Here is a 25,355-nt window from a genome sequence, read left to right as displayed (position 1 = left end):
AGTAATCATGGAATGGAAAATACCAAAAGCTGCTAAAGTATATGAAGCCTATTCAGCAATTGCTGATGAGCGGATCACAATGCATGAGAATTGGGCCGAAGCTGTCTCTAGTGATGGTTCAAAAAAGTATGAGATTGTATGGGATCAAAACACCTATGCCAGTTCAGACAATGCCTCTTACTGGCAGAAAACGCTGGGATATCCTCTGCTTGCGGTTTTGATGCTGCAGGGAAGACTCATTTATGATCCAGCGATTGCTGAACAATTCAAGGGTATCCCCTGGAAAAAGATTAATAAGGAATATAAGAATGATTATGATCTGGCAGCCGCTTCAGTTTTGCAAACGATGCAAGATCCGCAGCGTCTTCAAGAAAGCGCCGAACAGATTATCAAGCAGTGTGAGCAGTTAGATTTAAACTATAAAAGAAAGCTGAATAAAGCAAAGTGAGCGTCAGGGGAAACGCTCACTTTGTTGTTTTAGGATTATTTATAAGGGGATAGAATTTGAATTTCAATTAGGGATGATTGAAATTCATGCAAGATTTAAATTATATTGTACCTCTTGCATGGTTAAAGTATAGGATAAAGATACCGCAGCACTATCATAAAAATATGTGAAGTTATGTGAGCTCTAAAAAATAAATTCATTTACCTATGATTGTTACATAAATAGTGTTACAATCAATGATATAGTAAGTTCACAAAGGAAAGGTGAACACTATGACAGAAAATAAATTAGCAAAAAAATTATTAAACGCAGTTTGGGAGGAAGACCTAAACGCAGCTGAACTGGCCATTTATGAGGGAGCCGATCCAAGCTGGATCTTTAACGGCTATCCGCTGTTGATTCATGCCGTATTTACAAGAAATGAGGCGATGGTTACGCTGCTGATCGATCATGGCGCAAATCAATGTGCAGAGGCTCTGGGCTTTGCACTGGAACAGGGCATCGGCTGTGTTGTCGGCGCACTTGCATATCGCGGTATCATTCCTAAAACATATGAGACACCGGAAGCATTTGGACCGCTGCCGCATCGATATGCGCCATTAGATCTTTTTTGCTGAAGAAAGGAAGCATTTCTATGAATCGTACCGCTTTATGTATCCGTATGCTGACGTATCTTAACTCACGGGGACTGCTCTCTAAAGCTGAACTGGCAGAATTGCTGGAAACCAATGTCCGCAATATTTCGGAGTTTAAGCATGAGCTTGAAATTGCCGGCTATACGATAGAAAGTATACCAGGTAGATATGGCGGTTATCAGCTGATGCAGGAATCAGTGCTGCCCTTGCTGCCGCTTAGTGATGAAGAAAAGGACGCGATCAGTGAGAGTGTCAGCTATTTAAGCTCGCACAGCGATTTTCTGCCCCTTGATGATTATCTGCATGCAGTGGATAAAATCAGAGGCGCGGCACATTCCACTGTTAATACATCATCAATTCTCTTTAAAAGCAATACCGCAGCCTTATCTTCTCAGATGCGGGAAATGATTACGCTGAGTGAAACATGCCGTGACACGCTGCACACAATGGCGGTTGTATATAAATCAATGCGCAGTGATAATTATAAAAAAATACGGCTTCAGCCATATGAGTTATTGAATATTAAGGGTTCGTATTATGTATTAGGTTATAATGCTGATATTCATGAATTCAGAGTCTATAAATTCTCAGAAGCCCGTATGCAGTCATGTACGATGTTAGAGGAACGATTTACCAGGGATCTTGATTTTGATATTAAGGAGCATATCGGTCAGACAGGATTGATGAAGGATGATCTGCATGAAATTGACTGTGTGATCAGCGGTGATCTGGCATTGCTGATATATGAAAGTGAAGTGGGCATTAATTCACAGAAGGAATGGCTTGATGAAAAGGTACTGCATTTAAAAACCATTATTGAAGGGAAGATGGAGGCTGTCCGTTTTCTGCTCTCATTAGGTGCCGCCTGTCAGGTGCTGGAACCAGTTGAATTAAAGAAAGAGATTAATGATCAGCTTGTCACGATGTGCGAACACTATCAGTTATAATTGAAAATAAATAAAGCTGTGATCTATTGAAAATTTTCTTTACTGATCACAGCATTTTAGTAAACTTTTTAATTGATTCAGGCATGTTAATTATGAGATCATTAATAAGAGAACCAAGTGAGCAGCTCATAAACATAAATTAAAGTCGCCAGTTATCGTATCAATTTCCAATAACTGGCGACTTATGAATGAGTTGGTTCCATCAATATCTCCTTACATCTCCTTTACTAGTATTCTTTCTTTTACTTTTGGGTTGACTTAATCGAAAGGATTACTAATATTACTAACCTTGAACAACTTACTTTTTTTACTATTTACTGACTATTCTTTTGTAGTCTATCTGCTTAAGAGCAATTCCTTAAAGTATTTTTATTCTCAGTTAATCTTTTGCAACTATACCATTTGCAAATCTGATTCCGTCTTTTACTTCTTATTCACGTTTGCTTACCTTTAAAAATAAAATTCGGATAATTCAATTATCATAAATCGTAATCATGTTTCAAAAGCTTTTTCATCTTTTATACTTCACCAATACAATTTATTTTCACGACTTGTTAATTTTTTTGATTTTATCCTAAAGATATCATACTTTCTGTATCTTTCAATAAAATCTTAAGTTCATACGATCTGTCGATCAATTATCAGCGTGAATTTATAATTGATTAATCAGACCGTGGATTGAGTTGTCCATTGGTCTCACCCTTCCTCTTTTGTCACCTTTATTATAACAATTACTAAATGAATGAATAGTCTTTTTTTTAATTTTTTTCTATGCTATAATTAATATGTTGAGAGCGCTTACAGAACGGCGCTTTTTTTTGGCTGATTTAAAGTTTGAATAGGACAATACTAATTGAAGCCTTGATGCGGCTGGTTATATTTTCTGATTTTCAGATAAACTTCACTTTTATATATAACTTTGCTATAATAAACAAGTTAGAGGTGATGGGTATGTTTCATATTTCAGATATAAAAAAATACAATCGGTGTGACCGCTATTTTTATTTGAATCAGCTGGCGCCCAAACCGTATTTTCCTTTTGCTACATGTAATGAAAGTACCCTGGAATTAGCCAAGCAATTTTTAAACTGTACAGAGTATTATGAAGGGAAAAGCGGCGATGCGGGTGAATTGGTCCTGGCTCAGCTGGATCATTATGATACATTTGTTGCCGCGCGTTTTACTTATCAGGATTTACGGGTTACGATTCCTTTCCTGCGTAAACAGCAGGATGGCTATCAGGTGATTTTCACAAATAATCAATGTTTTCCTAAGGAAAGTGAAGCTGCCTATCTGGCAATTGCATGCTGGGTATTAAAACAAAACGGCATTCAGGTAAATGATGTGAAAATGATTCATTTGGCGGCAGATTATGTGCGTGAAGAAACGCTGGATGTCTTTAAGGTGCTGATGCTTGATGATTATTTGTATCATGACAAGAAACAGACGCATAAAACGATATTTGAAATTATATCTGAACAAAAGCTTGATGTAGATAATCTGCTTGTCGGTATGCGCAGCGCGCTGGCTGAGTATCCTGAGGGTAAGCAGCGCAGTTCAGTCTGTACCCATCGCGGTAAGTGTGATTATTTCGACCGTTGTTTTAATCAGGAAGAAAAACCTGATTCTGTCTATAATTTAGTTCAGTCAGGGATGAAATATGATTTAGTCGATGCAGGCAAGACCGAATTGGGAATGCTTGACGGTGATGATATAGAGGGCACTCGTCATCAATATGCGCAGATTATGGCTGCCCGCAGTGAATCCGGTCTTTATTTTGATGTGTTTGCGATGCGTGATTGGGTAAAACGGCGGATTCAGTATCCGATTACCTATCTCGATTTTGAATGGGAAACGTATGTCTATCCGCCCTATCAGGGAATGAAGCCGTATGATGTGCTGGTTTTCCAATATTCAATGCATGTTGAAAATACACCGGGAGCACCTTTGCTGCATGAACAATTTATCGGCACTGGTGATTGCCGTGTTGCCTTTATTGAAGATCTCTTGGCAAAGATACCCGCTGAAGGTTCGGTTATGGTTTATAATGCCGTAGGTGCCGAAATGCTGCGCTTGAAGCAATTAGCTGTCCAGTTTCCTCAATACAGTGAACGCTTAAAAGCTATCTGGGAACGCATGGTTGATTTGTCACTGCCATTTTCAACCGGCAATATCTATGATGTGCGAATGGCGGGTGCGTACAGCTTAAAGAAGCTTGTGGAAATCTTTACTGACTATGATTATCATGATCTTTCAATCAGTCACGGTATGGAGGCGGTTGCTAACTGGCGAAGTCTGCAGACCGATGAGATCAATGATGAGATTCGTGAACAGCTTTATGAATACTGTGGTATGGATACATATTCAATGGTACTGGTTTATCACATGATTCTTGATGTATTAAAAAAATATGAATGAGCGCAGGCTCATTTTCTTTTCCTTACAAAAATGAAAGATAACTGTTAGCTAAATCCATGGCGTCAGGCATGACAAAATCTTAAAATAGAATTGTCAAGGAGGCATCGTTATGAAACCTGTTTATCTGAAGATAGCGGTGGGAAATGTAAAGAAAAGCTATCGGGATTTTATGATTTATTTTATGACATTGACATTTTCAGTCTGTCTGTTTTATGTGTTTAACTCTTTTGATGCCCAGCAGAAGATTATGATGCTGAGTACCGATCAAGAGTATTATATAAATCTGGTTGCGACCTTTATGCTGATCCTGTCATTTTTTGTAGTATTTGTTTTTGGCTTTTTGATCCTTTATGCAAATAATTTTTTAATTAAGCGGCGTAAAAAGGAATTTGGTTTGTACATGCTGATGGGGATGCCGAAAAAGAAAATCTCCCGAATCTTAATCTATGAAACCTTGTTTATCGGTTTAATTTCATTAATTTCTGGCTTGCTGCTCGGTTTGGCTGTCTCACAGCTGACAGCGATTCTGGTTGCTGCTTTGTTTAAGGTTGAGGTTAATTTTCATTTTGTTTATTCATCCTTGGCAATGCTGATGACAGTTCTTTGCTTTGCGTTGATTTTTGTGGTGATCATGCTGTTTAATACCCGGATCTTAAATCATTATAAGCTGATTCAGCTGCTGAACGCAGAAAAGGCGAATGAGAAACAGCGCTTGATGTCACTGCCGGTTTCTATTGTGCTTTTTATAGTCAGCCTGCTGTTTTTAGGCGCTGCCTATTTTCTGGCATCTTATTCGACGGTTACGTTTGTTGAATTCTTTGGTCAGATATTAGTCTTGGGAATCATTGGAACAATGCTGTTCTTTTTCTCACTTTCGGGTTTCCTGCTGTTTTTTATTAAACGCAGCCGCAAGTTCTATTTTCATAATTTAAATATGTTTGTGCTGAAACAGATCAATGCGAAAATCAATACTAATTTTATATCAATGGGCATTATATGCCTCATGCTGCTTTTAAGCATTGGTGCCTTGGCTACCGGATTAAACCTGAATGAAGCGTTCAGTAATGATTTGACGCTGCGGACACCTTATGATACTTCAATTGTTATGTATGAGCATGATCTGAAGCAGGAAGATATGTATCGGCTGAGCAGCGGCTTAGATATTGAATCATCAGACTGGGTTGAGCTGATCCGTTCCGATGTTGATGAGTCTGTGATTTTTCCAATGCTGCCGGAAAAGTCTAAGAATGTATTTGCCAATGCGACAGCTTCGATTGTTTTAATCAGCGTCAGTGATTACAATAAGCTGATGCACAATCTTGGTCAGCGTGAAATTCATTTGGCGGCTGATGAGGCGCTGATTACATGTGATATGGAATTAATTCAGACCTCGCTGCAGGGTGGGAAGTATGCCGGTGAAACGGTAACTGTCTTCGGCAGAGATTTACATTTAATCAATGATCAAATAGATGTTTTATATCCTTATACGATGAGTCAGGGCGGCAATTATGGCATATTCTTCATCGTCAATGATGAATTGACCGCTAATGAAGTAGCGATGACTTCAATATGGAACATTAATTTCAGCGGTAATGCTGATGAACAGAGTGATGAATTAAGTCAGCGGCTGAGTGCGCTGCGTCAGGAAAACAATGAGATTTTAGGCAGTTATCAGCTTTATACACGAACCGTTATTATGATGAGTGATACTAGCTTCGGCATGATATTCACATTTATCGGCTTATATCTGGGCATTGTATTTGCGATGGCAAGTACCGTCATTTTAGCTCTTCAGCAATTATCGGATGCAAGTGACAACCGTCAGCGTTATCAGGTTTTAAGCAAGCTGGGCGCCGATCGTTCACAAATTAATCACGCGGTGTATCTGCAGATCGGCTTGTATTTTATTTTACCGCTGGGACTGGCGGTGCTGCATTCTTATATCGGCATTAATGCGGTCTGCAATGCATTTTCCTTTTTAGGTATCGGCAATGTTACTAAATCAGCATTGATCACAGCGGCTTTGTTTATGCTTGTCTATGGCTTGTATTATTGGATTACAGTTCAAGGTGTCAAGTCAATTTTAAGAAAAGCAAATTAGAGAAAAGGTCATACCGGTTGGTATGGCCTAATTTTTAGTTGGCTAATTCATTATACATCTGCATGATTTTATCCCATGTCTGTAAGCCGACAATGCCATCGACACTGAGTCCCAGCATGGTTTGGAAGGCTCTTACTGAATTCGTGGTGAGCGGTCCATAGATGCCGTCGGCAACAATGGTAGGAATATTTTTATAATACATTGCAATGAAATTCAAACGCTCCTGTATCAGTCTGACATCCGTACCGCGGGAACCGCTTTGCAGCAGCGTGCCCGGGAAGGTAGGGAAGGTTGGTGAAGGCCGTGAACCCTGCTGGATAGCCTTGCTGACTTCAAACAGCTTATTCCATGTGTTGACACCGACAATGCCGTCTACATCGAGATTAAACAGTTCCTGGAAGCGGCGTACCGCTCTTTCTGTTTCAGCGCCAAAGACACCATCTTCAACTAATACCGGAATGCCCGTATATTCCTGCCCGACAATGTTGAGCGCCTGCTGAATCTGCTGGACACTGGTGCCGCTGGCTCCGTTTTTAATGGCGATGCCCGGATATTGCGGAGCTAAATCGTCTGGAGTTACCGTTGTGTTGAATCTTGAATACGCGGCATAAATCGCATTCCATGTCGCCTGTCCAACGATCCCGTCAACAATCAGTCCATAGGCGCGCTGGAAGGACATAACAGCGCGTTCAGTTTGCAGTCCAAAGCGTGAATCAATCGTCGATATTGTAGAAACCTGCGGCTGGAAGGTCGCTATTACACTCAAATAATATTGAAGCTGCTGAACATCGACACCCTTGCTGCCCTCTCGAAGCACCGTGCCTGGCCATTCACCGCTCTTAGTGTTTTCAATTCGGCCGATTGAAGTCAGTTCAGCGAGCTTGCGCACTGCTAAATAAATATAATTGATCTTATACCAGGTTGTTTTGCCGATAATGCCGTCTGCCGTCAGATTGAACTGCCGCTGGAAGACCTTTACCGCCGCTTCTGTATCGGCACCGAAAATACCGTCAACCGGATAAATCGGTTTAATATTTGGATAATTAACCGCGATCGCATTTAGCTGTTCCTGAATCAGAGTGACATTGTCACCGGTACTGCCGACTCTTAGGACACCATCATAGGAGCCCTTGACATCCTCAACCCGCTCGGTGGTTACTAAACGCACATCAGTTGTGTAATAACGCTGAAGAATCTGAATCGCGCTTAACCCCTGATTGGCTAAGGTAAGCGTACCCCATTGCTTCATGCCTGGACATTGAGCAATCTTGCCGTCACAATATTCTGAATAGAACGGCTCCGCAAAATTACGTTTGCGCAGATATTGATTAAATACCTCATCTACGAGTACACTCATGCTTTCATAGATATTGCGGTTTTTTACGAAAGCCTGATCAAAGGCTGTCGAGTTGGTAATATCATAATTGTAGCCTTTGCTTGGATACCATTCGGTATATACACGATTCAAAGCCAAAGAAACCTGAGCATGGATATTGGCCAGCAGCGCTTCCCGCGGCCAAGTTGGATATACCTCTGAGGAGCAGACATTTTTAATATAATAGATAAAATCAACGGTCACATTTTCAGCACTGGCGGTCGGCCGTCCTAGATGCACTCTGATTTTACGGGGAATGACAACTCCCTTTAAAACAAATACATCACGGTGCGGCGGATTGATTTCACCTTCCTCAACCATGCGGTAATCATTAACACAGCGGCGGTTTGCCGGCGATTGATTGATGTTGTCACCACCGTAATTTGTCAGCAAATGATGGTCAGGAATTAAATCCACCTCGTCGCTGGCAGGCGCTGTGCCGTCGGTTGGAACCATTGAAACCGGCAGTACGCTGAGTTCATCGGCAAAAATCTGAACGCCCTGAATAATCTGGGTTTGATAACCAGCCAGCATAATTTCTACACTGTAAATTTCATAGGGACGGGTGCGGTTGTTTTCATTAAGCGACAGCGAGCGCGCCGGCGCTTCCAGCTGCAGAACTTCTGTTTTACCCTCATCATCTGTAATCAAATAATCTTCAAAAACTATTTCATTGTTTAGGTCTTTATAAACACGCACAATAGCATTGCCGACAGCAATTGCCTGATCCGCCATTGTCGTGATCACCTGTAAAGTACCTTTTGCCATACTTCACCTCCTGTATTAAGCTATGTATCATTCAACATTTGATAAAGGTAAATGCCTAAACGATGAAAATTGTATACAAAAGGTACGCAAATGGAGTAGAATGGATGCGAGGTGAAACTATGCCTAATATCATAACGCATTATTTATTTGCGGAAAGTGTGAAACAGGAAATAAATGATTCCGCAACGCTTTCTGCAATCAAAGAATACCCAAATGAATATATTATCGGCAGCAATGGGCCGGATTTCTTTTTCTTTTACCATTTTTTCAGCCAGAAGCATGAAGATGTGCGCTTTCGCAGTTACGGCAATGTACTGCATAGTTCGCATGTCAATGATTTTTATCAAATGGCAATTGATGCGATGAAAGCGGAAAGCGATCCTGATGTAAAGGAAGCGATGCGCTCATACATAGCCGGTCATCTGTGTCATTGGGCCCTTGACAGTACCACGCATCCGTATATTTTTTATCGAACCGGTAATTATACGGGAAACAGTGCCAGCATGCATCATCGGTTTGAATCAATGATGGATACGATGATGCTGAAAAAATTACTTGATACGGATATCAGAAAATTTCATTTTCCATCACTTACCCGGCCGGGATTAATCAGTGACCGGGTTATTGCTAATGTGTACCGGCCAATTATTAAAGCGGTTTTTAATGATGACATTACACAGCAGGATATTAAGGACGCATTGGCTGACTGGGAGAAGCTGCAGCGCTGGCTGTATGATCCAAAGGGCTGGAAAACAAGGGTTGTCAAACAGTATGAAAAGCTGAAACATCAGCCATGGCTTTACAGCGGCAATATTGTTCCCGCCAAGCTTGACAGCCGTTACGATGTATTGAATGAACAGCATCGATTATGGAAATATCCGGCTGAGCCAAGCCGTGAGAGTACGGAATCCTTCATGGATTTGTTTGAAAAGGCAAAGAAGCTGGCTGGTAAAGTGATACAGGCAATGGACAATGTAAATGAGTGCCTATTGATTCTTGATGATAGGACATATGATAGCGGTGTTAAACCAGGAATCGCAATGACTGCGTTCGATTTGATTTATGAGGAGGAAGCATGAAATTATTTGACCTGCATGCCGATATCGGCGATGATGTAGTAAAGAAGCATTTGAATCACGAAACCCATGTATTAAAGCGATACCATTTAGATAAGCTGAGACAGGGTGGTTTTGAGGGAGTCTGCATGGCCAGTTTTTTTGATGGTCATGAAACATGGCAGGATATGCAGCTGGAAATCCTTGCCTTGGAAGCAGAGCTGAATGAATCAAATGATTTTGTGAGAGTTTTGAATGCAGAGGACCTGCATTCAAATAAAATAAAAGCTTTGATGTCGGTAGAAGGCATGTGCGGAATTCTTGATGATGAAGTTAATAAAATACAATGGCTCTATGATCATGGTATCCGCTTGGCAACGCTGACATGGAATGAAGGCAATGCATTGGCAAACGGAGTTAAGGGACAAGCTGATGAAGGCTTGAGCGCTAAGGGTAAAAATGTTATCCATAAAATGAATCAGCTGCATATGATCGCAGATGTATCACATGCCAATGAAAAAACTTTTTGGGATATCATGAATCTGAGTGACGGCTTAGTGATTGCATCGCACTCCAATTGCCGCACCCTCTGCAACCATCCGCGAAATCTTGATGATGAGCAATGTCTGGCCATTAAAGCTAAGGGCGGTCTGATCGGGATGAATTCAGCCCGTTATTTTGTGGATCAAAATGAAGCGGATCAAACGGTGGCTAAACTTGCAGAACATGCGGCTTATTTAAAGACATTGGTGGGTGTTGAAACTATCGCCTGCGGTTTTGACTTTATGGACTTCTTTGAAGATGGCATTGGTACAGCAGCCAAGGGAATTGAAACGGCTCTTGACGCCCCGCGTTTTGCGCAGGCTTTAGCGGATGCCGGCTTTAGTGAGCTTGAAATTGAAAAGATTTGTTATACGAATGTTATTGATAAATTCAGCAGCTATCTGAAATGACAGCTGCTTTCTGTTTAGAATTTACATTCCTATAATTGATAGTCATAAATAAAGAAATTCATTTTTGCTTGTTGATTCTTAATATTAAAAAGATGCTCACGCTCACAGCGGCGAACCAATCCCTGATGCTCATAAAATCCATAATTACAGCTTGTATCTGTAAACAAGTAAAATTCATTAAGTTTTTGTTCTTTTAAATATTCAAGGGCAGCGTTAAAGAGTTGTTTGCCGATACCTTTGCCGCGGCATGAACAATCAACCGCAAACAGGGAAAGCTCGGCTGGATATGATTTATTCACATCAGCTAAAAGCTGCTTATCGATACCGTTTACGCTGCCAAATATTTTAGATACTTTTCGCCCCTCTTTTGAAAGATACAATGATAGAATAGACTTTATTTGTTTTAATCTATATTTTACGGGACATTTATGAATTGCTCTATTTTTGACTAAGATGATACCAACCGGTTTGTTGTTTAATAAGGCAATACGGGAAAAAGTATGATTTGTTAAGCAGCTGCTTAAAAATACATTAGCTAATTTTGCGGCGGTTTTAGGACTGCAGAATTCATCATAATGCCATGTTTTGCGAACAATGGTTTGTAATTCTTTAAAATCTTCTTTTTGATAATCTCTTAATGTGATTTGCATTTTAATTCTCCTTGTCATATCTATTTACAATTTGTATAATAATCTTTACAGTAACTGTAAAGTCAATGAGGAAAGTTAAATTATGAAAAAAAGCAATATTCAATTAACCACCGCGCAATTTGCGAAACTGCATGAAGTAAATAAACGCACCTTGCATTATTATGATGATATCGGCCTTTTTTCTCCTAATACTAAAGGGGAGAATGGGTACAGATATTATGATTTATCACAAAGTGTTGATTTTGAGTATATTCGGATGCTGAAAGAATTGAATATGAGTATTGAGGAAATTGAAGCCTATTATAAAAATCCCAACGCTGATAGTTTTCTTAAAATCGCAGATTCAAAAATAAAGGAAATCGATGCAAAGATTCAAAAAATGAAAGCAATTAAAAGGATTTTGAATGCCAAGATAGAGAATTTAATCTTTTGTGAAAACTTGGGGGAACAAATGATAAAGGTTGAAGAGCACCCTTCTGAGACTCTATTGATCACGGCTTATGATTTTTCAGAGGACGATGTTTCAGAAGTGTTTGGCTATCTGAAGGACACATGGAGCATTGAACAAATTCGTATGGGAATTGGCGGATTTATTTCCCTTGATAAAGTTATTGATGAAAATTTTGAAAAATATGACGGTCTTTATACACCGGCTCTAAGCAGTAATTCATCAGCTAAGAAGACAATTAAACCGAAAGGTAAATATTTATGCGGTTACCAAAAAGGAGCATGGGATCAGCTGCCTGGTATGTATAAGAAAATGCTTGCTTATGCCAAACAGAATAAGCTGACGCTTACAGGTTATGCTTATGAGATCGGCTTGAATGAGTTTGCCATCTCTGATCCGATGGAATATGTTACAAAGATCATGATTATGATTGAAGATACTATTTATTAACTGCAGATATTAAAGCAACTAATTATAAAAAGGACGCTGGTTAGGCGTCCGTAAGTTTTTATATCTGTCTTAATAGCTTATTTGATGAAGGAAGCGCGGTAAGCTGTTTCATTCATCTGTTTGATTTCCTCATCGGTGAAATGATAATGCTTTTTGATAAATTCGTATTCCTTTTTCAGATTTGTGTTTGACATTGTCATGTTGTCAGTGTTGATTGTAACGAGGATGCCATAATCAAATAATTTTCTTAATGGATAGTCCTTCATGTCATCCACCACTTTTGTATGCAGATTGCTGATCGGACATACTTCAAGGACGATTTTCTCATCGCGAACCCGTTTCATCAATTCAGGATCTTCATATACACGGATACCATGACCCAATCGTTTGGCACCGAAATCCAAAGCAGCTTTAATGCTTTCAGGGCCGTCGCCTTCACCGGCATGAATTGTATATGGAACACCTAAAGCACGTGCTTTGGCAAATAAATCAGCATATAGATGTGTTTTAAACACAATTTCAGCACCGGCAATATCAAAGGCAATTACACCTTTGCCAAGATATTCCTTCACTAGCAGCAGGGTTTCCATATTGTCTTCAAATGAATTGCCGCGCATCGCGCAAAGAATCAAGCCCGCCTTCATACCAGTTTCCTGAATACCGCGGTTTAAACCACAGATCGCGGCTTCCACAATTTCCTTTTGATCGGCAGTTCCGGCACATGATTTAGGGGCAAAACGCAATTCAGCCTGATCCAATCCCTGGGCTGCCAGATCAATCAATAATTCATAAGTAACCCGTTCAACAGCGGCCGGTGTGCGGATTACCTGCAGCGGCAGTGTGAAGCGTTCAAGATATTCTTCCAGACTGCGGCAGTCTTCAGGAACTTGAATAAAAGGCAGCAGCCCTTCTACACTATCAGCCGGCAGCGAAATATTCATTTCTTTAGCTAATTCATAAATAGTCTGCGGTCTAAATGACCCATCGATATGTAAGTGTAAATCTATCATAGTATCTCCTTGCAATTGACAGTTTTCGTCAGTGATTTAATTCATTATACATGAAAACAATTAAAATAGGTAGTCATTCATCAAATTAATTAAACGGAATAAGCCCTTCGATAAAAAGCTTACAAAATAGACTCTTTGCGGTTATATTTGAGAGTGGTAAAGGCATGGATTTAAATTTAAAAAAAAACCAGTTTCTTTGACTGGTTCAGCTTATTGGTGATGGCTTCAATTACCTTTATTTGGTAATCGGGAAACAGTGGTTTTTCCCCTTACGCTTCCATTATACACGATTTGAAAATAAAAGAACAGACTGTTAGTTAGAAAAAGATAACGTATAATATTAAGTATAGATAAGGAGGGATTTTAGATGAAAGTCCAAATCTACGGTAAGAATGTTACAATTACTCCTGGTATGCAGGAAAAGGTTGAGACAAAGCTGAAATTCTTAGAGAAATATTTTATTATTGATGATAGTGTCACAGCTAATGTGTTGGTGAAAATCCACAAAAAGGATATTAAAATTGAAATTACAATCCCAACAAAGATGGCTGTTTTAAGAGCTGAGGTCGCCCACCCTGATTATTATGCGGCGGTGGATCTGGCAATAGATAAATTAGAGGATCAGATCAGAAGACAAAAGACACGCCTTGAAAGAAAGCATAAGGATAAATTGGCGATGGCCTTTATCGGTGAAGCATTAGAAGATGAAGAAGAGGATGTATTAGTTAAGACGAAGACGATTGCGCCTTCTGTAATGGATCTTGAAGAAGCTATCATGCGTATGGAAATGCTGGGTCATTCATTCTTTATTTATCGTGATGAAGAAAGTGAAACCGTATCCGTAGTTTATAAACGCAATGACGGCGGTTATGGCTTAATTGAAACTGAATAAACTAATAGTGGGAACAGAGTGATCTGTTCCTTTTATTTTGGGCATCTGAAGGTTGCATTTAATGTAGGAATTGAGCGGGATCAAAGCGATAGGATTGATGATTGAATAGGTTGACTCATACGCTTCCTATTATCATTTACTATGTGGTTGTAACCCTTGATAAATGCTGGCTGCTAAACATATCAATGAATCACTTATCTAAAATGTGGGCAAATAAATGATTGCTTCAAAATTCATATGATATGATAAGAATAAAGTTAGATAGAGGTGAAGCTGATGTGTGAAAATAAGTGGGAAGCATTAAAGCAAAAGGCTGCTCAGCAAGGCTGTATGTATATTCATGATGGTATGAAGGTTGGGTTAGGCAGCGGTTCAACCATGGTTTATGCGTTAAAATATTTGGGTGAGCGGGTCAATGCAGGATTGCGGATACAAGCCGTTTGTTCATCTGATAAAACAGAAGCGCTGGCCCGTGAATTGAAGCTGCCGATGATTGAAGATCCATCTAAGATTTCCCTTGATATTAATCTTGATGGTGTGGATCAAATCGATTTTCAAGGTAATGTTATCAAGGGCGGCGGGGCTGCGTTAACCAGAGAAAAAATGCTTGCCCAATGGGCAGCAAAAACGATTTGGATCATGGATGAGCGGAAACTAGTTGACAAGCTTGATCAATATTTGCTGCCGGTGGAGGTTCTGCCGTTTAATCATGAGCATATGCGCACCGTTTTGATTACGATGGGTTATCAGGTGACTCTAAGAAAGCATCAAGGACAGCCGCTGATTACGGATAACGGCGGTTTAATATTTGATGTTCGTATACCGATCGGTAAAACAATGAGTCAGGCACATCAGGAGCTGATCCAGCTGGCAGGCGTCGTTGAAACCGGTTATTTTGAAAAACGGCTGTCAACAGCTGTCATTGCCGGCAGCGAGGGTATCAAAATCATTGATTTTAAGGATCAATGAACCTTTTAATTATGATGATGAATGTCAGAAGCGGCAATGAATCTTAGTCTTGCATTTATTGGTCGCTTCTAGCTATAATAAGTAAACAAAGACCGGGTGAGAGTATGAAGATTTTGATCGTAGAAGATGATGCGGCAATTAATCAAATGATTTGTGATTATTTAAGGAAGCGTTCCTACCTTTGTAAATCTGCCTATTCAGGCAGTGAGGCTGAACTGATTCTTAATAGTGAAAGCTTTTCTTGTATCATTCTGGATTTAATGCTGCCTGGCATCAGCGGCGAAGAATTGATGCGGAAGATTCAGGATAAAAAGATACCAACAATTGTTTTATCAGCCAAGGATTCTGTGGAAAGTAAAGTTAACTTACTTCAAAACGGTGCAGACGATTATATGTGCAAACCCTTCGATTTACAAGAATTAGAGGTGCGAATTCAGGTTCAGATCAGAAAGCATATAAATACTGGTATGGATAAGTGTATGGGCAGTCTTGTGTTAAAGCCGGATTATCGCAGTGTACAAGTTGAAGGGCATACCCAAACACTGACTAAGCATGAATATAAAATATTAGATTTGCTGGTCAGCAATCCACAGCGTGCGTTTACTAAAAAAGAAATTTATGAATATGCATGGGAAGATGATTATTATGGTGATGATAAAACAATTAATGTACATATCAGTAATTTGCGCAGCAAGCTGTCAAAATTCAGTAAGCATGAATATATTCAAACTATTTGGGGAATCGGATTCAAATTAAAAATCTGATTCTTTTTCTTTATACTTTCTTAACCTTTGCTTAGCTTTTATTAAATATTTGAATGATAAACTATTCATATAAAGGAGATGAACATGATGGCTGAGAATATTCTTGAGGTGTATGAGCTTACCAAAATGTACAATCATTTTACGGCTTTAGATCATATAAGCATAACCATTGAAAAGGGTGCAGTTTATGGTTTAATTGGGCAGAATGGCGCCGGTAAATCAACGTTGATGAAGTTAATCAGTGATTTGGCGCATCCAAGCAGCGGCAGTTTTAAGCTTTTTGGACATGTTCCTAATGATGATCCGTATGTCTATCGAAGAGTGGGTGTTTTAATTGAGAATTCAGGTCTTTATCCTTCATTAAATGCATTTGATAATATGAAAATGAAAAGCTTGGCTATGGGCTGTTTTAATCGAGCTAAAATTCTGGATCTATTAGCTTTATGCGGTTTGAAGGATTGTGGTTCAAAACTGACTAAAAATTTCTCTATGGGCATGAAGCAGCGATTGGGAATAGCCATGGCGCTGCTGAATGATCCGGAGTTTCTGATTCTTGATGAGCCGACCAATGGTCTTGATCCGCAGGGCATTCTGGAAATAAGAAATTTATTAATTAAATTAAACCGTGAACAGGGGTTAACGCTTTTAATAAGCTCTCATATTTTGGAAGAGTTGAGTAAAATTGCGACGCATTATGCGATTATCAAAAATGGCAGACTGGTAGAATGCTTAACCAGTGATGAACTTTTTGAAAAATGCAAGGATTGCTTGGAAATACATGTCGATGATTCATCAAAAGCGGTTTTATGCTTGGAGCAGCAATGTGGTGTGATCAATTATAATGTCTTGGCAAAGAATGTAATTCATATCTATGATCATTATGATAAGCCGGAAATTATTGTGAAGGAATTGGTAATGCGGGATGTGCTTGTTTACAATATAACAATGAATAAATTAAGTCTTGAAGATTATTATTTAAAGAAATGTGGTGATGAAGATGTTGATTAATTATTTAAAAATGGATATGTATCGGATGGTTCGGCAGAAATCGTTTTATGTATGTACAGCTATGTTGCTGATTTTATTTAATACATCAAATCATGCCATGAATAATTTCCTGTATTATTTCCCTAAGGCACTGCTGCTTCCATTTTCTGTATTGTTATTCATGGCTTTATTTATTAATGAAGAAATTACCAGCGGTTTTATTAAACATATCTATCCGCTCTATCAAAAAAAATGGCAGATGCTTGCGGAACGTTTCTTATTTACATGTGTTGTATATTTAAGTATGTGGCTGTTTGTTGTTATTATAGCTCTGATTTTAGGAGTGCTGAATATCTTTACAATGAGTGCGTTTTCTGTCTTTCATTATTTTGCTTATATTGTTATGCAAATGTTGGTGATTGCTGCGGTAAGCAGCTTTGTTACAATGCTGTATATGCTTACGCGAAGCCATGTGATTACTGTACTTTATGTAATCGGATATTCATTTTCTATCTTTTATGCACTGCATATGTATCTATCTGACGCGTTTATTTCATATTATGAATATACGTTATATCATATAGGGATTACACTGCCAGAGACATTTGATATGCTGACATATGGCAAATCATTGTTAATTATTATAACCAGCGCATTCTTATATAACGGTATCACCCTGTTGATTCTTAAAAAACGGGATATAGCTTAAATAGCTTGAGAGGTAAATATATGGTCTTAATGCTGGCGGTGAGTTTGCTTATTAATATGGTATTGATATTTCTTTATACTTCATTAAAGCGTGATTTAAAGGCGCTTAGAAGTCAAATACAATATGCGAATGAAAATAATAGCCGTTTTCCTTTCTTTACCGGCAGTGTGAATCATGATTTGAAAAAGATTATCTGTTTATTAAATATCAAAAAGGAAGAAAGTATAAAAATAATGAATCAGATATGCCGGATGGATCAAAACTTAAAGGATATGATTGCTGATATCGCGCATGATATTCGCACACCGTTAACAAGTGTCTGCGGATATGTGCAATTGTTAGAAGAATGTGATGATCAAGCAGATAAGGCCCGCTATTTTGAAATTATTAAACAGCGGCTGGCTTATCTTAAAACCTTGCTTGAGGAGCTGTTCTTCTATACTAAGCTGGTAAATGGCAGCATAGACTTTACTTTGAGCAAAGTATGTCCGGCCGAGGTGCTGCGTAAGACGCTGATGCATTTTTATAATCAATTTGAAGCAAGGCAGCTTGCTTTAACCTTAGATATTGAAAATGAAAATTGTATGATTGAAAGTGATGAATTGTATCTGCAGCGGATTTTAGATAATTTATGCGGCAATGTGTTAATGCATGGTGCTCATTATCTAAAAGTAACTCAGCATGTCTATGATGATTTTATCTGTATTCAATTTAAAAATGATTATGCAGGGGACGCTTTGCAGGCGGATCAGCTTTTTCAAAGATATTATACGAGTTCTGTTCATCAGCAAGGCAGCGGTCTAGGTTTAGCAATCGTGAAGGAGCTTGCTGAGGGATTGGCGGGAAGTGCAGATGCACAGATAGAAGCAGGTGAGCTTTGTATCAGTTTGTACTTTCAAAAACGTTTAACTCAATATGAATAAAAACATTGTGTTTTCAGGGAGGTTTTATGATAAAACGTAAGATCTTTATATTATTGCTTCATTTTTCAGATATCGGTTCTTTAGCAATGCAGTATTGTACTGACTTTTATTATACTCATGCTTCAATTGGACTGGAAGAGGATATGAATACATTTTATAGCTTTGTATATAAGGGTTTTTTAGTAGAAAAACTAACATATTATGCGATGAAGGAGGCAAAAAAGGCATGCTTATTATATGAGATTGAGGTTAAGCCTGATGTTTATCAGCAGGTCAGAGAGCAGCTGCTGGCATTTAAAAAGCAGGCATCTGTTTTCAGCTATACGCGTATCGGTTTATTGCTTGCCTTGCTGCATCTGCCTTTTAAATGGCCGGGACACTATTTCTGTTCACAATTTGTTGCAGAGATTTTAAAAAAGAGCGGAGCCGTGCGGTTAAATAAGCGATGCTGTCTCTGCCTGCCTTATGATTTTACTTTATTAGCTGAAGCGAAATGCTGTTTTGAAGGCAGCATAACCGGTTTACTTCATCGCTTCAATCTGAATTATAGTTAAAAAAGTCTATATAGGACAGTGCCGATCCCCATCATTAGATTTGGGTCTGACTTTCGGATGTTACCTCTGTTCTATATAGACTTTTTAGTTTGTTATAAAAAATGTGAATACGCGCGGGATTGTAATACAATCAGGCTTTCAGTATAATGAAACTGAATTTATTTCTTTTGCTTTTGGTCAGCTGCCTCTGACTGTGCGTTATCCAATTTACGGATTCGGGATTGAAAAATACTGGCTGCGACAAGAAAAAACACAGTCAGCATACCAAATAAATAAGTGAAAAAGGCATTGCCTGCCCAGCGGAAATAAATTGTCAGGGCAAAGGTTATACACCAGCAGATTAAAGCGGTGCGGCGGTGGGATTGGTTTTCTTTTTTCATAAGTCACCTCTAAACACGGTTAGTATAACATATTTCTTTATCATTGTGCGAATGAATCAGGAAAGGATGATGCCTATGGAAACAAAACGATTAATACTGCGTAAATTCGCTCAGCGTGATTTGTTTGATTTTTTTGAGTATGCGAGTCAATCTGATGTGGGAATCAATGCGGGTTGGAAACCTCATGTCAAAATCTCTGAAAGCTTTGAAATATTGAAAAATTTTATTGCTTCTGATGAAATTTTAGGCATCGAAGAAAAAGCAAGTCATAAGCTGATTGGATCAGTGGGGCTGCATCTTGATGAACGTTTTCGTCGCGGGATTGCCAGCCGTGAATTAGGTTATGTTTTAAATCATGATTATTGGGGGCATGGTTATATGAGTGAAGCGGTCAGCGCGGTGCTGTATGTTGGGTTTGTTAATATGCATCTGGAAATCATCACTTGCGGACATTATCCAAAAAATGATCAAAGCCGCAAAGTCATCGAAAAAAATGGTTTTAAATATGAGGGCCTGATCCGTCATCATTCACGTTTATATACCGGGGAGATCATGGATCTCTGTCAATATTCAATCACCCGCGAAGAATACATACAGAAAAAATAACCGTCAGTGAGACGGTTTTGCTTTATGATATGTATAGCCGATGCCAATTATTGCAAGGATTAATAGAAAAGGCAGTACAATTCTCATATCATCAGGTTTATTTAATTCATCAATATCTGCCGCGCATGGATTCTTTGTGATTTCAATCAGTAATTCAATCTGGGTATCAGTAAAGCCAATCTGATGCAGCTGGGTAAGCTGACTATCATCTAATTCACTGCTGCCGTTGATGATCCTGCGGGCTTCCTCAAGCATCCCAGCATCAAATTCAAAACGATTGTTTGGATTTTTATGGCTTGTATCAGTGTCTGTTGCAATCGGTGTTTCTGATGCATGAACAAGTGCTGACTGGGTAAAGGAAAGGGTAAAAATCATAGTAAGCAGCAGGCCCATTACTAGTATGAATTTATAGAAATATTTATTTTTGACCATGCCATCACCTCGATTTTTAATCATTATAAGTGGTAATTGTGAAAATTAGCTGAACAATTGCGGAAAATATGATGAAAAAGACATATCATTTCGATATGTCTTTAAGCGGTAATTCAAACCAGAAGGTCGTTCCTTTATTTAATTCAGAGCTGACACCAAATTGAGCATGATGCTGTTCAAGAATACGCTTGACAATACTCAAGCCGATGCCGCTGCCGACTTTGGCACGCGTGTGATCGCTGTTGGTTCGATAGTAGCGTTCCCAAATTTTATCAATTTCTTCTTCGCGGATGCCTTCACCGGTATCGATGATTGCTATTTTTATCGTCTGATCATGGATGCTTTGTACGATGCGCACCGTTTTATCTTCACCGGTATAATTGATCGCATTGGTACAGAGGTTATAAAGTACCTGTGAAATCTGCAGTTCATCAGCTTCGGTATAAACTTTATCATGATAATCAAAGTATATATGATAACCTTCTTGACTGGTTAATGCCTGAAGCCGCTCAATGACAGCGAGAATGGAATCAGTGATACAATAGGTTTTTAACGTACATTCACTGGCGCCGGAGCGCAGTTTAGAAAGATCAAGGACATCATTGACCAAGCGGCTTAAATGATTAGTTTCATCAAGGATCACCTGGATATTCTCCGGCGTGTTTTCACCTGGCAGATCCCGCATCATTTCCGCATAGCCGCTGATCATTGTCAAAGGGGTACGCAGATCATGGGAAATATTGGCAATTAATTCATTGCGCAGCTTTTCAACCTGCTGGAGATCCTCGGCGGCCTGATTCAGTGTTACTGACAGCTTCTGTACTTCACGGTAGCCATTTACGATTTGATGCACATCATAATCACCGCTTGCCAGCTGCTGCGCCTGTTCCGTAATTGTTAATAGCGGTTTAGTAATCTGTTTGGAAAGCAGCCAGCCAAGCCATAAAGCAAAGAGGGACAGGATGACAGTAACCATCACTAAAAGGATTCGAATCAGATCGACAGTTGAATCCAGCGGTGTCAGACGGGCATCAAGCATAACGATATAAGTACGATTTTCGGTATGCACAATACCGGTATAACTGATCTGTTTAATAATCCGCATTGTCTGCTTGAATTTAATTGAACCGGGATCAGAAGCATTGATATCAAATACGGGTTCTTCTTTGAAAAATGTATTTACATAGATTCCGTTATGAATCTGCGCATCATGAATCCGCAGCATAAAATCATCCAGCGAGATCTTGGCGTTGCAGTCACGGTTATTGATGCCTGAATAGATTGAATTGCCAAATTCATCAGTAACTGCCACACAGACATCATCCTCACGGGAGATTTTTTCTATCAGCTTGTCCGCGTGTTTTTTATCAACCTCTTCGACAATGCGGTTGCCGGCGCGGGTTAATGAATCCTGCTTGACAAAGGTATAGATGTTTTCAAAAAACACAACCTCTACCAGCCATAAGAGAATTAAGGTCGTTAAGACAAAAACCAACAGGTAGAAGGGCAGCTTAACTTTAATCGAGCTGTTTTTAAGGTCGAGCTGTTTCAGCTTTTCTAATAAGCTTTTGATTTTATTCTTCAGTTTCAAATCGATAACCTACCCCTCGGCATGTGACGATGCAGCTGCCATAAGCACCAAGATTCTTTCTCAGTGTTTTGATATGGGTATCCAATGTGCGGTCATCACCATAGAAATCATATCCCCAAACCGTAGACAGACATTGTTCACGGGAAAGAGCAATTCCTTTATTTTTTACTAAATAGAAAAGTAAATCATATTCTTTTGGAGACAGATGCAGCTTCTCACCATCGACACTGACCGTCCGCGCAGAAAAACTGATTTTTAATCCTTTATAAGTAAATTCATTCAGATCGCTGCCCTGTGTTCTTTTGATGATTGCGGCAATCCGCATCATCAGTTCACGAACCGAAAACGGTTTGACTACATAATCATCAACGCCAATTTCAAATCCATGAATACGGTCATATTCTTCACCCTTAGCGGAGAGCATGATCACCGGTGTCTGAGCTGTTTTGCGGATCTCTTTGACCGCGGAATAACCATCAAGCTCAGGCATCATGATATCCATCAGAATCAGATCAAAGCGCATACTCGCGCATTTCGCGATGGCCTCAAAGCCATTCGCCGCTTCCACAACTTCATAGCCTTCAAAGACAGCATATTTTTTAATCAGGGTACGAATTTTTTCTTCATCATCTACGATCAGCAGCTTAGCCATTTTTTCACCTCATTCTTTTCTTAATTATGCCATAAATTTGTGAAGACTGGCTGAAATTCTTAAAAAAAGTCCAAGTTTTTAGTTTCTTTAGAGTATAATAAGTAATGAATACAGAGTAAGGAGCTATCATGGGGAAATTTTTGAAAGGATTCATATCAATATGCTGTTGTCTGATCTTCACTCAGCCATTATCAATTTCGGCTGATGAGATTGCCAGTCAGTATTATGTTCTGATGGATGCGAAAACATCAAGAGTGATTGAGGGCAAGGGTGAAGATGATCTTATTTATCCTGCCAGTATGACAAAAATCATGACGCTGCTTGTAGCGGTTGAACAGCTGAAGGATTTAGATGAAAAAATAACGATCACAGATGAAATGCTGGCGGGTTTGGCGGAAGCAAATGCCAGTGTAGCCGGTTTTGTCAGCGGTGAAACAGTCAGTGTCCGTGATTTGTTTTATGGCCTGATGCTGCCGAGCGGGGCTGACGCGTGTGTGGCATTGGCTGTGCGGATTGCCGGCAGTGAAGCGGCCTACGTGGAGCTGATGAATGAGCGGGCAGCTGAACTAGGTTTGACGCAGACGCATTTTGTCAATACGACGGGGCTGCATGAGGACGCGCATGTATCAACAGTAAAAGAGATTGCTTTGCTGCTGAAAGCGGCGCTGCGAAATCCAGTATTTAAAAATATATTTGAGACAAAGGAAATTATCACTGAAACAACATGGGCCCATCCTGAAGGCATCTATCTGATCAGTTCGACCTTCCGCTATGCAGATCCATCTATGGATTATCTAATCGGCGGCAAGACCGGTTTTACTTATGAAGCGGGGCTTTGTTTAGCCAGTGCCGCTGAAAAAGAGAATATGAGTCTGATTCTAGTGACGGCAAAGGCGCCGGTTGAACTGGGTTATCAGCCTATTCATATTCAGGATGCGAAGCTGATCTATGACAGAGCTTTTGATGAGTATCATCAAGTGGTGCTGTTAAGTAAAGATGAGGCATTGCCGGCACTGACAATTAAACAGAAATTCAAAGCGAATGAGCTTGATTTAAAGGCACCTGAGACAATCACAGCCATTTTGCCGAAGAACATCGAGCGGGAAAGCTGCAGCTATACTTATCTGAATGAGTCACTGACACCGCCGATAACTCAGGGGGAATTGATTCAGACACTGACGATAACATGTCAGGGAGAAGCGATTGCCAGTCTGCAATTTACGGCCGAGGAGAATATTGAAAAGGATTTGCTTTTCCAGTTGTTTACTAAGGAGAATACAGCCCTGCTGTTTGTCATTCTATGTGCGGTAACCGCATTTATATATCGGTTTTTACATCGCAGGGATAAAATAAATAATGAAGCATAAAAGACGCATCAAGTGTCTTTTTCTTTATTTATTGGTTTAATGTTTAACTGAAAATTTCAGTTTTTATCATAGATGCAGCGTGTGCCCTGACGAGCCTGCATGCCGCCCAGACATTTCTTGTTGCAGGCCATACAGTAATGAATTTCATTTTCACGGCCGGCATTGACTTTATTCAGCCATTGATCATCAGCTAACAGCTGCCGGCTCATCGCGGCTAATTGAATGCGTCCTTCAGACAGCTGTTTTTCAATCATATCAGGATGTGTCAGACGGCCGACGCCGCATAAGGGTTTATCACTTAGTTCACGCACCTCATCACAATACTTCAAAAAGCAGCCTTCCGTTTTGAAGTATGGGTGAGTTAAGGGCGGTATTGTATCAGATAAATCAGAATGATTTGCTAAAGCGACATGAAAAGCATCAGCACCGGCGGCTTCAAGCAGCGGCACGAAAACAGCTAATTCACTTTCTAATACACCGGCATTGCCGTAATGGGGATTTTCCTGACGGATTGCCAGCTTATAATCGATAGGCATATCGGGTACAGCTTCACGCACCGCCATGATTGCTTCACAGGCAAAACGGGCGCGATTTTCAGGACTGCCGCCATATTCATCAATGCGATGATTATAAATGCTTGAAGACATACTGCCGCACATGCGGTCGCCATGGATCTGAATGATGTCAAAGCCAGCTTTCTGCGCCAGTTTTGCCGCTTTGCCAAACTGTTTAACAATTGTATTGATTCGATCAATCGGCATTGAGGTTATATAATCCGCTGTCAGATCATTCAGTAAAGCGCGCAATTGATTTGGTGAATAACGGCCAGCTTTAATATCCGGCATATATTTCATCATACCCTTAATGTCAGAATCAGACATATGCAGCTGAGCAGCGGTTAACGCGCCATTTTCATGGATATGCGTTATCAGTTTTTGATAGGTCATAAAGCCATTTTCTTCAAATAGGGAAGACCCGCGCGCCGGTTCAATAGCAACATCGCCAAGAATGATCAAGGCAGCTCCGCCCTTGGCAATACGGCCCAGCTTTTCCATTGCTTCATCGGCTGAAAGTCCCAATGTCGTAGGGGCAAACACAAGCCGGTTTTTAAGTGTTACACCGCGCAGTGTAAAAGGTGAATTTAAAAAATCGTACATTCTTTATCTCCAATCCGCTGATCCTTTGATCAGAACTTTATTTATTGAGAAGTATTTGATTTTTATGAAGCAGAAGCTTGTCAATAAATACTTGACAAAGTCAATAATACACCT

General features: G+C 39.7%; 25 protein-coding genes. 17 read left to right on the top strand and 8 right to left on the bottom strand.

The genetic code is table 11. The features are described 5' to 3' along the window. Positions 1-7 precede the first annotated feature (7 nt). The 5 genes from DWZ33_RS03960 to DWZ33_RS03940 all read left to right on the top strand — a co-directional run bounded on the left by DWZ33_RS03960 (position 8) and on the right by DWZ33_RS03940 (position 6,549). The gene (locus tag DWZ33_RS03960; protein ID WP_118453876.1) at positions 8-448 is read left to right on the top strand and encodes a hypothetical protein; all 441 of its coding nucleotides are present in this window, start codon (positions 8-10) and stop codon (positions 446-448) included. A gap of 272 nt (positions 449-720) precedes the next feature. Beyond that, on the top strand, positions 721-1,065 hold the full coding sequence (locus DWZ33_RS03955) for a hypothetical protein (RefSeq protein ID WP_022936717.1): 345 nt from the start codon (positions 721-723) through the stop codon (positions 1,063-1,065). Between the two features lie 17 nt (positions 1,066-1,082). Beyond that, a complete protein-coding gene (locus DWZ33_RS03950; RefSeq protein ID WP_022936718.1) occupies positions 1,083-2,030 on the top strand; it encodes a helix-turn-helix transcriptional regulator in 948 nt (315 codons plus the stop codon). Between the two features lie 951 nt (positions 2,031-2,981). Further along, complete coding sequence (locus DWZ33_RS03945) at positions 2,982-4,448, top strand: DUF2779 domain-containing protein (protein WP_118453875.1); 1,467 nt, start codon at positions 2,982-2,984, stop codon at positions 4,446-4,448. A gap of 109 nt (positions 4,449-4,557) precedes the next feature. Continuing rightward, positions 4,558-6,549 carry an FtsX-like permease family protein gene (locus tag DWZ33_RS03940; RefSeq protein ID WP_118453874.1) on the top strand — a complete coding sequence of 664 codons (1,992 nt, stop codon included), beginning with the start codon at positions 4,558-4,560 and terminating at the stop codon, positions 6,547-6,549. Between the two features lie 34 nt (positions 6,550-6,583). Here DWZ33_RS03940 and DWZ33_RS03935 read toward each other — a convergent pair whose 3' ends face one another. Then, positions 6,584-8,692, bottom strand: coding sequence for a peptidoglycan-binding domain-containing protein (locus DWZ33_RS03935; RefSeq protein WP_118453873.1), 2,109 nt, complete (start codon positions 8,690-8,692; stop codon positions 6,584-6,586). Between the two features lie 119 nt (positions 8,693-8,811). Here DWZ33_RS03935 and DWZ33_RS03930 point away from each other — a divergent pair, with 119 nt between their 5' ends. Together DWZ33_RS03930 and DWZ33_RS03925 are read left to right on the top strand one after the other, a co-directional pair. Continuing rightward, on the top strand, positions 8,812-9,771 hold the full coding sequence (locus tag DWZ33_RS03930) for a zinc dependent phospholipase C family protein (RefSeq protein ID WP_026880768.1): 960 nt from the start codon (positions 8,812-8,814) through the stop codon (positions 9,769-9,771). After that, on the top strand, positions 9,768-10,700 hold the full coding sequence (locus tag DWZ33_RS03925; RefSeq protein ID WP_118453872.1) for a dipeptidase: 933 nt from the start codon (positions 9,768-9,770) through the stop codon (positions 10,698-10,700). Before DWZ33_RS03930 ends, DWZ33_RS03925 begins: the two co-directional genes overlap by 4 nt. Before the next feature lie 29 nt (positions 10,701-10,729). On the opposite strand, the gene DWZ33_RS03920 is transcribed toward DWZ33_RS03925, so the two are convergent. Continuing rightward, a complete protein-coding gene (locus DWZ33_RS03920) occupies positions 10,730-11,350 on the bottom strand; it encodes a GNAT family N-acetyltransferase (protein WP_118453871.1) in 621 nt (206 codons plus the stop codon). An 82-nt stretch (positions 11,351-11,432) separates the two neighbouring features. Here DWZ33_RS03920 and DWZ33_RS03915 point away from each other — a divergent pair, with 82 nt between their 5' ends. Continuing rightward, complete coding sequence (locus tag DWZ33_RS03915) at positions 11,433-12,248, top strand: MerR family transcriptional regulator (RefSeq protein ID WP_118453870.1); 816 nt, start codon at positions 11,433-11,435, stop codon at positions 12,246-12,248. A 77-nt stretch (positions 12,249-12,325) separates the two neighbouring features. Here the strand turns inward: DWZ33_RS03915 and add are convergent, their stop codons facing one another. Continuing rightward, positions 12,326-13,258 (bottom strand): adenosine deaminase, encoded by a 933-nt coding sequence (gene add, locus DWZ33_RS03910; protein ID WP_118453869.1) that lies wholly within the window; start codon positions 13,256-13,258, stop codon positions 12,326-12,328. A gap of 367 nt (positions 13,259-13,625) precedes the next feature. On the opposite strand from add, the gene hpf reads away from it, so the two are divergent. The 7 genes from hpf to DWZ33_RS03875 all read left to right on the top strand — a co-directional run bounded on the left by hpf (position 13,626) and on the right by DWZ33_RS03875 (position 19,056). Further along, on the top strand, positions 13,626-14,150 hold the full coding sequence (hpf, locus tag DWZ33_RS03905; protein WP_022936727.1) for a ribosome hibernation-promoting factor, HPF/YfiA family: 525 nt from the start codon (positions 13,626-13,628) through the stop codon (positions 14,148-14,150). 276 nt (positions 14,151-14,426) lie between these two features. Further along, positions 14,427-15,119, top strand: a complete 693-nt coding sequence (gene rpiA, locus DWZ33_RS03900; protein WP_118453868.1) for a ribose-5-phosphate isomerase RpiA — start codon at positions 14,427-14,429, stop codon at positions 15,117-15,119. 104 nt (positions 15,120-15,223) lie between these two features. Then, positions 15,224-15,883 (top strand): response regulator transcription factor, encoded by a 660-nt coding sequence (locus tag DWZ33_RS03895; protein WP_118453867.1) that lies wholly within the window; start codon positions 15,224-15,226, stop codon positions 15,881-15,883. An 87-nt stretch (positions 15,884-15,970) separates the two neighbouring features. Next, positions 15,971-16,891, top strand: coding sequence for an ABC transporter ATP-binding protein (locus tag DWZ33_RS03890; RefSeq protein WP_118453866.1), 921 nt, complete (start codon positions 15,971-15,973; stop codon positions 16,889-16,891). Continuing rightward, on the top strand, positions 16,881-17,579 hold the full coding sequence (locus DWZ33_RS03885; protein ID WP_118453865.1) for a hypothetical protein: 699 nt from the start codon (positions 16,881-16,883) through the stop codon (positions 17,577-17,579). Before DWZ33_RS03890 ends, DWZ33_RS03885 begins: the two co-directional genes overlap by 11 nt. Positions 17,580-17,599: 20 nt before the next feature. Beyond that, a complete protein-coding gene (locus DWZ33_RS03880) occupies positions 17,600-18,502 on the top strand; it encodes a sensor histidine kinase (RefSeq protein ID WP_118453864.1) in 903 nt (300 codons plus the stop codon). 26 nt (positions 18,503-18,528) lie between these two features. Next, positions 18,529-19,056, top strand: a complete 528-nt coding sequence (locus tag DWZ33_RS03875; protein WP_118453863.1) for a hypothetical protein — start codon at positions 18,529-18,531, stop codon at positions 19,054-19,056. A 158-nt stretch (positions 19,057-19,214) separates the two neighbouring features. On the opposite strand, the gene DWZ33_RS03870 is transcribed toward DWZ33_RS03875, so the two are convergent. Further along, a complete protein-coding gene (locus DWZ33_RS03870; protein WP_118453862.1) occupies positions 19,215-19,436 on the bottom strand; it encodes a hypothetical protein in 222 nt (73 codons plus the stop codon). Positions 19,437-19,511: 75 nt separating this feature from the next. On the opposite strand from DWZ33_RS03870, the gene DWZ33_RS03865 reads away from it, so the two are divergent. Beyond that, on the top strand, positions 19,512-20,042 hold the full coding sequence (locus tag DWZ33_RS03865) for a GNAT family N-acetyltransferase (protein WP_182425504.1): 531 nt from the start codon (positions 19,512-19,514) through the stop codon (positions 20,040-20,042). Positions 20,043-20,045: 3 nt separating this feature from the next. Here the strand turns inward: DWZ33_RS03865 and DWZ33_RS03860 are convergent, their stop codons facing one another. From DWZ33_RS03860 to DWZ33_RS03850, 3 genes are all read right to left on the bottom strand, one after another. Beyond that, complete coding sequence (locus DWZ33_RS03860; RefSeq protein WP_118453860.1) at positions 20,046-20,474, bottom strand: hypothetical protein; 429 nt, start codon at positions 20,472-20,474, stop codon at positions 20,046-20,048. Positions 20,475-20,559: 85 nt separating this feature from the next. After that, positions 20,560-22,065: a sensor histidine kinase gene (locus DWZ33_RS03855; protein WP_118453859.1), complete on the bottom strand. Its 1,506-nt coding sequence runs from the start codon at positions 22,063-22,065 to the stop codon at positions 20,560-20,562. Beyond that, a complete protein-coding gene (locus DWZ33_RS03850) occupies positions 22,049-22,717 on the bottom strand; it encodes a response regulator transcription factor (protein WP_022936738.1) in 669 nt (222 codons plus the stop codon). The genes DWZ33_RS03855 and DWZ33_RS03850 overlap by 17 nt, the downstream gene beginning before the upstream one ends. Before the next feature lie 128 nt (positions 22,718-22,845). Here DWZ33_RS03850 and DWZ33_RS03845 point away from each other — a divergent pair, with 128 nt between their 5' ends. Continuing rightward, on the top strand, positions 22,846-24,084 hold the full coding sequence (locus DWZ33_RS03845; protein ID WP_118453858.1) for a D-alanyl-D-alanine carboxypeptidase family protein: 1,239 nt from the start codon (positions 22,846-22,848) through the stop codon (positions 24,082-24,084). Between the two features lie 56 nt (positions 24,085-24,140). Here DWZ33_RS03845 and bilR read toward each other — a convergent pair whose 3' ends face one another. Beyond that, positions 24,141-25,241 (bottom strand): bilirubin reductase, encoded by a 1,101-nt coding sequence (gene bilR, locus DWZ33_RS03840; RefSeq protein WP_118453857.1) that lies wholly within the window; start codon positions 25,239-25,241, stop codon positions 24,141-24,143. Between the last annotated feature and the right edge of the window lie 114 nt (positions 25,242-25,355).

Source organism: Dielma fastidiosa (assembly GCF_003475485.1).
GTDB lineage: Bacteria > Bacillota_I > Bacilli_A > Erysipelotrichales > Erysipelotrichaceae > Dielma > Dielma fastidiosa.
This window is presented reverse-complemented; position numbering and strand designations above follow the sequence as displayed.